Genomic DNA, 10,706 nt, shown 5'->3' on the forward strand with positions numbered 1-10,706 from the left:
AGGCATGGAGACGGGACAGGGGTAAGAATGTGAAAGTTTTTTGGACCCGCGGATTTTATTCGCGGGTTTTTTGTGCCCCGCCTCCTTTGTCTCCCTTCTCCCTTGTCTCCCTTGTCTCCCGTTCCCCGTCTCCCGTCTCCTTTGTTTCCTCTTCCAATCCTCCATCTTCCATTCTTCCATTCCCCCTTTATTCCTATCTTCCATGCTTAACTAACTGCTTATGGCCCAGGAAGGCGCTTCTTTTAAACCCACACTTGGATTATTGGATGCCACGATGATTGTAGCAGGATCCATGATCGGCTCAGGCATCTTTATTGTTTCATCAGATATTGCACGCAATGTTGGCAGTGCCGGCTGGTTGATTTTTGTCTGGTTACTGACCGGATTTATGACATTAACGGCTGCCCTGAGTTATGGCGAATTAAGTGCCATGTATCCTAAAGCAGGCGGACAATACGTTTACCTCAAAGAGGCCTATAACCCCCTGATTGGATTTCTTTATGGCTGGAGTTTTTTTGCGGTAATCCAAACCGGTACCATCGCAGCCGTAGGAGTAGCATTTTCCAAATTTGCAGCCTATATCTTTCCCTCGCTCAGTGAAAAAAACATCCTGATTGATGCAGGATACATCCAGATTTCCTCTGCTCAGCTGGTTGCCATCCTGGTAGTAGTAATTCTCTCATTCATAAATACACGGGGCGTCAAGGAAGGCAAGCTGATCCAGACCACCTTTACGCTGGCCAAACTGCTTGCGTTATTCGGATTGATCGTATTTGGTTTCCTGATCGGTGCAAAAGCCGGTATCTGGGATGCCAACTGGGCTGATGCCTGGAGCTTTGGTAAACTGGCAAAAACGGAAGCCGGTGATGAATTGGTGTATGTGGGAGAAACGGTCAAAAAAACGTTTTATGAAAACTGGCCTGCCATCATCGGAGCCTTATCTGCAGCGATGGTAGGTTCGGTATTCAGCAGTGATGCCTGGAACAACGTAACTTTTATTGCAGGAGAGATCAAACGGCCGGAGAAAAATATCGGTCTCAGTTTGTTCCTGGGAACCCTGATTGTTACCATCATTTATGTTTCTGCCAACCTGATGTACACGGCTGTACTGCCCATCAATGAAATCGCATTTGCACAGGATGATCGCGTGGCAGTTGCAGCATCACAGAATATTTTTGGAAGCGTCGGTACGATTGTGATCGCACTGATGATCATGGTTTCGACTTTTGGTTGTAATAACGGCCTGATCTTATCAGGTGCCAGGGTTTATTATACGATGGCGAAAGATGGTTTATTCTTTTCCTCTGTTGGTCGCCTGAATAAAAATGGAGTACCTGCCAAAGCCCTCTGGATCCAGTGTGCCTGGGCCAGCCTGCTTTGTCTTAGTGGAAAATATGGCGATCTGCTCGACTATGTAGTATTTGTGGTGCTGATCTTTTATGTACTTACCATTCTGGGTATCTTTAAGCTGCGTCGCTCTCATCCGGATGCACCAAGACCCTACAAAGCTTTCGGTTATCCCATCCTGCCTGCCTTGTATATCCTGCTGGCAACTGCCATGTGTTTTGCCCTCTTGTACACAAAACCTAAATTTGCATCCTTCGGATTACTGATTGTACTGATTGGTATTCCGATTTATTACCTGGCGGTGGCAAGAAGAAGTGAAAAGTGAGATGTGAGACGTGAGATGTGAGACGCAAAAAAACAAATCCATGAATTTTGATCAGCTGTTTGATTCCTTTAGCAAGGTGAAAGTTGCGGTAGTTGGAGATGTTATGCTGGACACTTATTGGTGGGGCCATGTGGATCGCATTTCTCCGGAAGCACCTGTTCCTGTAGTGGCTTTGGACAGCAGTGAATTAAGAATTGGTGGTGCCGGTAACGTAGCACTGAACCTGGTGGCACTCGGAGCACAGGTGCATATTTTTTCAGTGATGGGAGAGGACCAGGATGGCAAACAACTGGATCAATTACTTACCGACAGCAATATTGATACGTCGTATATTCTTTTCAGTCACGAAAGAAAAACAACCAACAAAATCCGCGTTATCAGCAGGAACCAGCAAATGATGCGACTGGATTCGGAAACCGTAAAAGACCTGAGTGCTACAGAAGAGGAAGCGATTTTCGACAGAATTTCAGAGTATGTTCAGAAGGAGCAACCCCAGGTGCTGATTTTTGAAGACTACAACAAAGGTGTACTCACGGAATCCCTGATAACAAAGATTATTTCCCTTTGCAAACAGGAGGGAGTTCTCACAACCGTAGACCCTAAAAAGAAAAACTTCTTCGCCTATAAAGGAGTAGATATATTCAAGCCGAATCTGAAAGAAGTAAAAGAAGGATTGAATCTCTCCCTGGAAAAAGTGGATCAGGCATCTCTCAGCGAAGTACACAGCAGGTTATCGCAGGAACTCGGGCACGCTGTTTCCTTTATCACCCTGTCTGAAAAAGGCGTTTTTGTACAACAGCAGGAAACCGCTTTTCAAATACCTTCTCATATTCGCAACATTGCAGATGTATCCGGTGCTGGTGATACGGTTATTGCGGTTGCCTCACTTGTTTATGCAGTAACTAAAGATATTCGCTTGTTTGCCGCAATGGCCAATATTGCGGGTGGGTTGGTTTGCGAAGAAGTGGGTACCGCAGCCATTGATAAAAAACGTTTCCTTCAGGAATGCAAGCAGTTACTTAGTTAGTAGCTACTCGTATTTTTTGAAATCCCTGCAGTGCCAGGAAATTCCGCAGCACTTTTAATGCCTGTTCATCCGCTTTCACGAGAATGCCTTTTTCGGTTGCCCGTTGCCGTAACTTTTCACTGGCCTGGGATACCAGTTTATTGGTTTCGGCCTGCGACCAATTTCCTTCTTCAATAAAAACATCCGTGCCGGATGGATTAACGATGATGTCCTGAATGCGGGCAGCAGGGATCGTTACTGATACTGAATCATAGCGTATGAATATTGCATTGGATTCCAACCTGCTCAAATCAGTTCCGGCTATCACTTTTCCTTTCACTACCAATACCAGTTGCTCTGCCTGTGCAAGAGGTAGCGGACTTATCCAATCCAGTATTTTTTTCGGAGAGCCTGGGGGAACCGGACGAACCTGGCTCACCACCACTTCATCGGATGATTCAATGGTAAAAAGAGTCGCGATCTGTTTGATTTCTGTGATGAGCAGGGGTGTTTCTTCAATCAGTACGGGGCTCGCCTTAAACCAGCTGCCGACAGATGGTAGCCAGTTCAATTTCACCAGCAGGCTGTACAACAGTACAACGATCACTAAAGCAACTACTATTTTCACTATTCCTCTCATCGCAGTATACTGGTGGGTTGGTCAGCAAATTCAATGTTGATTTCGGTATAGCCCAGTTGTTGGCAAAAGCGGGTGATCCAGTCACGGGTATGACTACGCGCTGTTTCAAGTATACCTGTTTCAGGTATAGCAGCTTCGATCTGCTTCTCTGCCTGTGCCAATAAGGCTGTTCTTTCCTCCTGGCTGAATTCAGAGCGAAGCAGTCCCACTTCTTCATATTCCAGTCGTATTTTCTCCGGGGGCAGTTGAAGAGAGAGGATTTTCGGTGGCGGTAATTTGATCTGAATGGAATTTCCAGAGCTGGTGATATCCTCTTCACTTAACTGCGTCAGATCAATTCCTGCTTTGAGATTGGCTTCCACACTTAGCAGAATTTTTCGATCCCCGATTTTATACCAGGTCTGGTTATCACTGGCCTTTACAATTTTGGTAACCGTGTATTGAGTGGTAGCCAAAGCACCCATTTCTTTTATCGCCAATACCTTTTCCTCTCTTGGGATGGATGAGCTGCAGCCTGCCAGCAGGAGAAGTAAAAGTCCGTTCAGATACTGCCCAAATTTGCTCATATTTGCAAATTACGTCTTTCGTAATTTGATCATATGGAAAAATATGCAGTGGTAGTAGCAGGTGGGTCCGGACTTCGGATGGGAACAGCAGTTCCGAAGCAATTTCTGATGCTGCGGGATAAACCGGTACTCTGGTATACGCTGACGGCCTTCCTGGATGCCTTTTCAGATATGCAGATCATCCTTGTATTGCCGGAACACCATATGGAAACAGGTAAAACTATTTTACGCTCAACGTATGACCCCAACCGAATCTGGATGACTAGCGGTGGAGAAACCAGGTTTCATTCCGTGAGAAATGGGTTGCAGCATATACAGAGGCACTCTATTGTATTTGTGCATGATGGTGTACGATGTCTGCTGACACCTGATCTGATTCGTCGCTGTTATAGTGGCGCGGTGGATAAGGGCAACGCAATTCCGGCAACCAGGGCAGTTGATTCCATCCGGATGGAAACAGTAAATGGAGCAGTTTCCATTGATCGGGATAGAATCCGGGTGATTCAAACCCCGCAGACATTTTATTCAGATATTATTAAATCTGCTTTTGAACAGGATTTCCATGAATCCTTTACAGATGAAGCCAGTGTGGTTGAAAAACTGGGCGTTAAAATCAATCTGATCGAAGGCGAGATTACCAATATCAAAATTACCCGGCCGTTGGACCTATTGATAGCTGAAAAAGTATTGGAAGAAAGAGAGATGGGCCTTTAATAGCGGGGCTTCAGCCATCGCAATGGGAATGGCAGATCATTCCAGGCAACAAAATAATAGGGCTCATTGACTGCTCCGAAATTCTGATAAAAATGCGCAATACCGGGGAGATCAGATCCTTCCATATCCAGCCAACTCAGCCGGCCTGCAAATTCCCGGATCAACTGATCCAGTAAAAAATGATTGGCTGCTTTTTTTCGTGCGTGTGGCACCGTTATATTGGCTAGTAAATATAGCCGATCACTGTCTTTCAGACAAAGACAGGCTGCCTGGACTTCATTGCCTAACAGCACTTCCCGTAGAACGAGTTGCCCTTGTCCTTTTTCTGAATTGCAGTACTGATGGAGCTGCTTGTAATCCTGGTTGGAATAGCTCAAGGATTTTCCATAGGTGTTTTGATACAAGGCAAGAACACTGTTCGGATTATCAGCCGGCCGGTATTCAAAAGCATGCTGCGACGCAATTTTCCTGTTTTTCTGAAGATCGGTTTTGTATTGCGATTCGATACTTGCATATGCCGGTTGCAAGTTGACCAGGTAATTATTTCTTTCCTTCGTGTAGCAATGGTTGTTGGCTGGATTGTTGGCAAGATAAAACTCTGCAAACCTGAATCGTTTCCTACAGGCAGAAAGGAAAAGATGGATGAGGGAACTGTCAACAGGTGCCAGCGAATGGATCGCTGTTTTTTGAATAAAAGCTGGTTGATACAGATAAGCTATTCCCCATTTGGTTCTCGGAAAAACAGGCAATACCGCTTCGTAATCCTTGTACACAAAAGCAGCCCAGTTACCTGCCATGGCTGTAAAAAATGCAGGATCCGCATACAGGCTGGTTGGTCCGGTTAAACGCTGCCATTTTTCATGAGAGAGTTCAGCAGCATCAACGTATCGTATGGTCATTGTGTCATCAGCCATTTCTTTGCCGACAGGTTTTGAATATCAATGCTGAAAGAAATCGTTTTCCAGAATCTTTTTTCTCCCAATGTTGATTGATGGTAGTTGCGGAATACTTTTGAATTTACAATAGGTATGTAAAGATTAACCAGATTTCGGAATAAAGAGAGTTGCAGCCCTGCATCCATTAAAAATCGTCCATCTTCCTGATCTTCTTCCCAGGCGCCTGCATAAGTGCCGATATCCATGAATAACTTCATTGGAATTTTCACCGGCAGTTTGCTTAAGGGATTTAAATTGGCCGGAATATCTGCAGTGAGATTCAGCGCGGTTAACCAATTATCAGACCTTCCCACTTTACTGCTTAACAAATCGGTTCGTACTTTGAATCCGCCGTCCCGCATCATGAGCTGCTGGCTTTTCCATCCGGTGAATTCATTTCTGCCAGCGAAATAGTTGCTGTAGGTATAATCTTCAAAACCATTTGCACCTGTCATGTTCAGGTAATACCGGCTGTTGGTTAGTTGCTTCTCCACGGTAGTTGCACCATGTGTAATAAACTTGCCGGCAAAGAATCTTACCTGCACACCACCACCTTCCGGTTTTGGATAATTCAGGAAGTACTGTGCTGTGAATGAAAGTCGCGAAAAAGTATTCCCTACTTCAATCCGGCCATCCAGACTGTATGGATATAACCGACGATGATTGGCATGAAAGAATCGCAGTTGTTGCAGGTTCCTGTTTACCGGATTGATTTCATCTACGAAGGAAGTATCCGTACCATCAATAACCTGTCGGGTTTTCAGAAACTCCTCTCTGAAAAAATAAGAGGTAAATTGAAGGAAGCTTTCTTTTTTCGAAAGGGCAGACGGGTTGGCAAAATTGAGTCGCAGATAGGGAGCCAGTTTCAGCACACTGAATTGGAGATCCGTGGTGCCTGCCTGAAATGCGTCCATAGTCACCTTCATCATCGAAGCACCCAATACCCACTCCCGCACAGATAATGCATTTCTTTTTTCGCGGTTGGGACTGAACCAATGCTGACTGATATGTCCGATGCCGCCGAGTTTCTTACTGCTGGTTCCATAAGTTGGTGCAAGCAAGAATCGAAACCGGCTGAGCGGAAGCTGATAGTTATGAAGAAAAGCCCCCACCTGTAAACCATCATAGTGATTGTATCCAATAGCCGGACCAATTCCCAGGTACTGAAATTTATCCGCTTGCCGGCTGCTGAATAAAAAAACAGGTTTCAGTTTTCGTTCGGAAACAGTCAATAAAGATTCATCAGATGGAAATGGAGTTGACAGTGCGAAACTGGTTGCCCAATCGCTGCTGTCTGCATGCCTGTAAAGGTGCTTCTTTACATAGGTACGCATCAACTCATCAAATCGATCTGCGCCCAGCTGCTGTTCCAGTTGTTCCAGTTGAAGAGCTGTTTTCTCATACACCATCAATCCATAATTCGTGGAGGTCAACTCTTCCGATGGCAGGGCGGGTGATTGAGCAGCGTGAATGCTTTCCAATCCGTGGATCAATGCCAGCGATACATTATCCGGGAATCTGTTTGCCGGAAAACCGGCAGCAGTACCATCAGGATAGAATTGCTTTTTGTATCGGTTATCATAAAACCTGTTGAGCCCTTCGTCCAGCCAGGGACTTTTTCTTTCGTTATTGGCAATGGACAATGCGAACCAGTTATGACCGGTTTCATGTGCGATGGTAAGATCCAGTTCCTGCTGATCGCGAAGCTGGTTCAATACCGTGATCGTTGGATATTCCATGCCTCCGGCCCCGGGACCGTGGTAGCCATCTACAATGGTCATAGTTGAATAGGGGTAATCACCCAGCCAGGAAGACCGGGTAGTTATTGCCCGCTTCAGATAAGCAAGACTGTTTTCCCAATAGGATTCATTTTGTTTCAATACCGCGGATTCCAGCTTAATAATTTTACCGGATGCGAGTTGTACGGTGTCCTGCTGCAGAAAAAAATCTTTCGAAACAAACCAGGCAAAATCAGTACAGTTATCCTGGCTGAATTGAACTACTTCCTTATCAGAACCTGAACCCAAGTCACGCTGACCAGTAGCTGCTATTTGAAAACCCCGGGGTACGGTTAGGCGAACCCGGTAGTTGCCGAATTCATTGTAGAATTCACCCTGATCCAGATAGGGCATGGGATGCCACCCCTGTGCATCGTATACTGCAGGTTTGGGATACCATTGGGTAATGGCATAAAAACCATTCTTATGCCCCGATCGTGAAAACAGCAAAGGAAGTTTGACCTGGAAGCTGTTTACAATTTGCACCGCTTCTCCAGGCGCCAGGGGATTCAACAGGATGAGTTTACCAAAATCCTGGTGAAGGGAGTCTTCCTGCCATTCCAGCAACTCGTTATTCACAGCAAACTGCAGGCGGTTAATATAACCACGGTCTTCTTCCTTGCTGAAATAAAAATCGAGGCGATTATTGCGCAGGAGTTGTTCACTGAATGCAGTATGGTCGTTTTTATAGGCATTGGGCCAGATATGCAGATAGATATAATGCAGCGTATCCGGACTGTTATTGAAATAATGAATCACCTGCCGGGCGGAAACTGTATGGGTGGTGGGATTCAACTCGGCTTCGATGTTGTGATCCACGCGTTGCTGCCAGTAATCCTGTGAAAAGCCAAGCAGCTGGCAAGCCAGAAAAACAGGTAAAAGGAATATTTTTTTCAGCTGGTACATGGGTAGTTATTTTCCTTTTCCTGAAAAAATGATCCGGATGGTGTACAGCATGATTTTGAGATCAAGTGCCAGAGAAATATTTTCAATATAGAGCAGGTCGTATTTCATTCGTTCCAGCATTTCATCCACATTTTCTGCATATCCAAATTGTACCATGCCCCAGGAAGTGAGTCCGGGTTTTACATGCAGCAAATATTTAAAATAGGGATTGCGTTGCATGATCTGATCAATATAAAACTGCCTTTCAGCTCTTGGTCCAACGAGACTCATATCACCACGCAGGATGTTCCAGAGTTGAGGAAACTCATCCAGCCTCCATTTGCGCATGTGGCGGCCCCAGGGTGTAATGCGGGGGTCGGTGGTAGAAGAAAGAGCGGGACCGTTTTGCTCAGCATCCTCAAACATGGATCTGAACTTAAGCATGGTGAAAGGTTTGCCTTTATAACCGATCCGTTCCTGCCGGTAGAGAATTGGTCCGGGTGAAGAAAGTTTAACCCGTATGGCTACATACAGGAAAACAGGAGACAGGAGCAGCATGCCTGTCAATGAAACGAAAATATCAGTGATGCGTTTGATATTCTGTTGCCAGGCTGGAATCAACCCGGTGTGGATATCGTTTAAAAAGGGACTGAAAACATTTTCGGTGCGAACTGCACCAGACAAAATGGAAATGGCAGAAGGAACCATTTTAATTTCTACATCTAAATCGCTTAACCGTTTCAGGTAGTTTTCTGTGTCGGCCTCTTTATTCGATTCAAGCGCCAGCACCACGAGTTGGATCTGGCAGCGATCAATGATGGCTTCCAGTTGATCGTCTGTGCCCAGGTAGACAAGTGATTTGCTAAGGCTGTTGGGAGCAGGAGCGATATAGCCCTGGAAATGGTATCCCTCTTTTCTTAGCTGTGTTGCATTGGCTTTGTAGATAGTAGCAGCAAGACCGGAATCACCGACAAGAAGGGATGGAAATTTGATAGTACCCTTTCTCAATTGTTTTTTTACCTTTTCTAAAATCATCCATCTTCCCAGGAAACTAACACCAATCTGGCTGAGTACAAAAAATGCAAAGGTTTTATAGTAGTATGCAAGACTTTTATCCTCATCGTTTAGCAGGATCACAAAAAAGATAGCGATACATCCGATCAGGCTGGCAACAACCGTGGTGGTGAATTCCCCCAGTCTTGATTTTTTATAGAGCGACTGATATGATCCAATAACTGCATAGAACAACACCCAGCAAAAGGGTAGGATCAGCCAACCCTGAAGAAAGCCCGGATTCAAAAAAAGCTTACCATCCTGAATACTAGGGAAACCCAGGAGATGATTGCGATAGAGATAAAAGATAAACCAGACAAGCAGGGCTGCCAGGTAATCGCTCAATGCATACCAGGCCGGTGAAATAATTGGTTGGGAAGATTTTCGACTCAACTATTAATTGTGTTATGGCGAATCTTGGTTAATATCTGGTGCGCAACTTCCATCGCCCTGAAGCCATCCACTTCAGAAACAACTGTCGGTGTGTTATTAAGGATAGCATCCCTGAATTCTTCCAGTTCTTTTTTGATGGCATTTACCTCAGGGACTGTCGGATTGGCTACCGCGATGGTCTTTTTCCCTTTTGGGGTATCAATATCAAATTCGAATACATTTTCATCCGCGTCTGCCTTCAGGCGGATCACTTCTGTTTTCTTGTTCAGGAAGTCGATGCCAACATAGGCGTCTTTCTGGAACAGTCTCATCTTACGCATTTTTTTCATGGAAATGCGACTGGAAGTGAGATTGGCAACACATCCGTTGTTAAACTCAATGCGTACGTTGGCGATATCCGGGGTATCGGTCATAACAGCCACTCCACTGGAAGAAATATTCTTTACTTCACTTTTTACCATGTGCAGGATGATATCGATATCGTGGATCATGAGATCAAGGATCACGCTCACTTCTGTGCCTCTTGGATTAAACTGGGCCAGACGGTGTACCTCAATGAACATGGGGTTCAGCTTCAGGTTTTTGGTAGCCAGGTAGGCGGGGTTGAATCGCTCTACATGTCCTACCTGCATTTTAACATTGGACTCCTTTACCAGCTTAACCAGTTCCCTGGCTTCATCCATAGTATTGGCAAGAGGCTTTTCCACGAAAACATGTTTCCCGTTGCGGATCGCCAGCTGACAGAGTTCAAAGTGAAAGTTGGTTGGGGCTACGATATCTGCGGCATCAATGGCCTGGAGCAAGGCTACTGGGTCATCAAAGCGTGGAATTCCATATTGTTTACTGACTTCTTCTGCTGTTTGGTCATTGGGATCAAAAAAACCGACCAGGTCAACGCCGGCAATTTCTTTCCAGTTGTTAAGGTGAAATTTTCCAAGATGCCCGGTACCAAAAACGCCGATCTTCAACATAAGCAATAATTAAACAGCAAATATAATCAAGCCTGTTAACCTATTCTAAGTCTTTATAAAACAGTGAATTCTGTATCTGAGATTCCCCTGTTT

At 45.2% G+C, this 10,706-nt stretch carries 9 protein-coding genes; 3 read left to right on the forward strand and 6 right to left on the reverse strand.

Annotation, left to right across the window (positions count from 1 at the left end; translation table 11 throughout):
- Positions 1–220: 220 nt before the first annotated feature.
- Positions 221–1,672: an APC family permease gene (locus L0U88_RS08105; RefSeq protein ID WP_234865384.1), complete on the forward strand. Its 1,452-nt coding sequence runs from the start codon at positions 221–223 to the stop codon at positions 1,670–1,672.
- Between the two features lie 40 nt (positions 1,673–1,712).
- Positions 1,713–2,699 carry a bifunctional heptose 7-phosphate kinase/heptose 1-phosphate adenyltransferase gene (locus tag L0U88_RS08110; RefSeq protein ID WP_234865386.1) on the forward strand — a complete coding sequence of 329 codons (987 nt, stop codon included), beginning with the start codon at positions 1,713–1,715 and terminating at the stop codon, positions 2,697–2,699.
- On the opposite strand, the gene L0U88_RS08115 is transcribed toward L0U88_RS08110, so the two are convergent.
- Positions 2,692–3,318, reverse strand: a complete 627-nt coding sequence (locus L0U88_RS08115) for a DUF4230 domain-containing protein (RefSeq protein WP_234865388.1) — start codon at positions 3,316–3,318, stop codon at positions 2,692–2,694. The two genes, L0U88_RS08110 and L0U88_RS08115, sit on opposite strands and share 8 nt — an antisense overlap.
- The gene (locus L0U88_RS08120; RefSeq protein ID WP_234865390.1) at positions 3,315–3,884 is read right to left on the reverse strand and encodes a DUF4230 domain-containing protein; all 570 of its coding nucleotides are present in this window, start codon (positions 3,882–3,884) and stop codon (positions 3,315–3,317) included. The genes L0U88_RS08115 and L0U88_RS08120 overlap by 4 nt, the downstream gene beginning before the upstream one ends.
- Before the next feature lie 33 nt (positions 3,885–3,917).
- Here L0U88_RS08120 and L0U88_RS08125 point away from each other — a divergent pair, with 33 nt between their 5' ends.
- Complete coding sequence (locus L0U88_RS08125) at positions 3,918–4,598, forward strand: 2-C-methyl-D-erythritol 4-phosphate cytidylyltransferase (RefSeq protein WP_234865392.1); 681 nt, start codon at positions 3,918–3,920, stop codon at positions 4,596–4,598.
- Here the strand turns inward: L0U88_RS08125 and L0U88_RS08130 are convergent.
- Genes L0U88_RS08130 through L0U88_RS08145 form a run of 4 tightly spaced genes read right to left on the reverse strand, consistent with a single transcriptional unit; the run spans position 4,595 to position 10,613 of the window.
- Positions 4,595–5,512, reverse strand: a complete 918-nt coding sequence (locus tag L0U88_RS08130) for a GNAT family N-acetyltransferase (protein ID WP_234865395.1) — start codon at positions 5,510–5,512, stop codon at positions 4,595–4,597. The two genes, L0U88_RS08125 and L0U88_RS08130, sit on opposite strands and share 4 nt — an antisense overlap.
- The gene (locus L0U88_RS08135) at positions 5,494–8,217 is read right to left on the reverse strand and encodes a M1 family metallopeptidase (RefSeq protein WP_234865397.1); all 2,724 of its coding nucleotides are present in this window, start codon (positions 8,215–8,217) and stop codon (positions 5,494–5,496) included. The genes L0U88_RS08130 and L0U88_RS08135 overlap by 19 nt, the downstream gene beginning before the upstream one ends.
- 6 nt (positions 8,218–8,223) lie before the next feature.
- Positions 8,224–9,642 carry a sugar transferase gene (locus L0U88_RS08140; protein WP_234865399.1) on the reverse strand — a complete coding sequence of 473 codons (1,419 nt, stop codon included), beginning with the start codon at positions 9,640–9,642 and terminating at the stop codon, positions 8,224–8,226.
- Positions 9,639–10,613, reverse strand: a complete 975-nt coding sequence (locus L0U88_RS08145) for a Gfo/Idh/MocA family protein (protein WP_234865400.1) — start codon at positions 10,611–10,613, stop codon at positions 9,639–9,641. Before L0U88_RS08145 ends, L0U88_RS08140 begins: the two co-directional genes overlap by 4 nt.
- Positions 10,614–10,706 lie beyond the last annotated feature (93 nt).

Origin of the sequence: Flavihumibacter fluminis (genome assembly GCF_021491375.1) — a bacterium.
Taxonomy (GTDB): Bacteria; Bacteroidota; Bacteroidia; order Chitinophagales; family Chitinophagaceae; genus Flavihumibacter; species Flavihumibacter fluminis.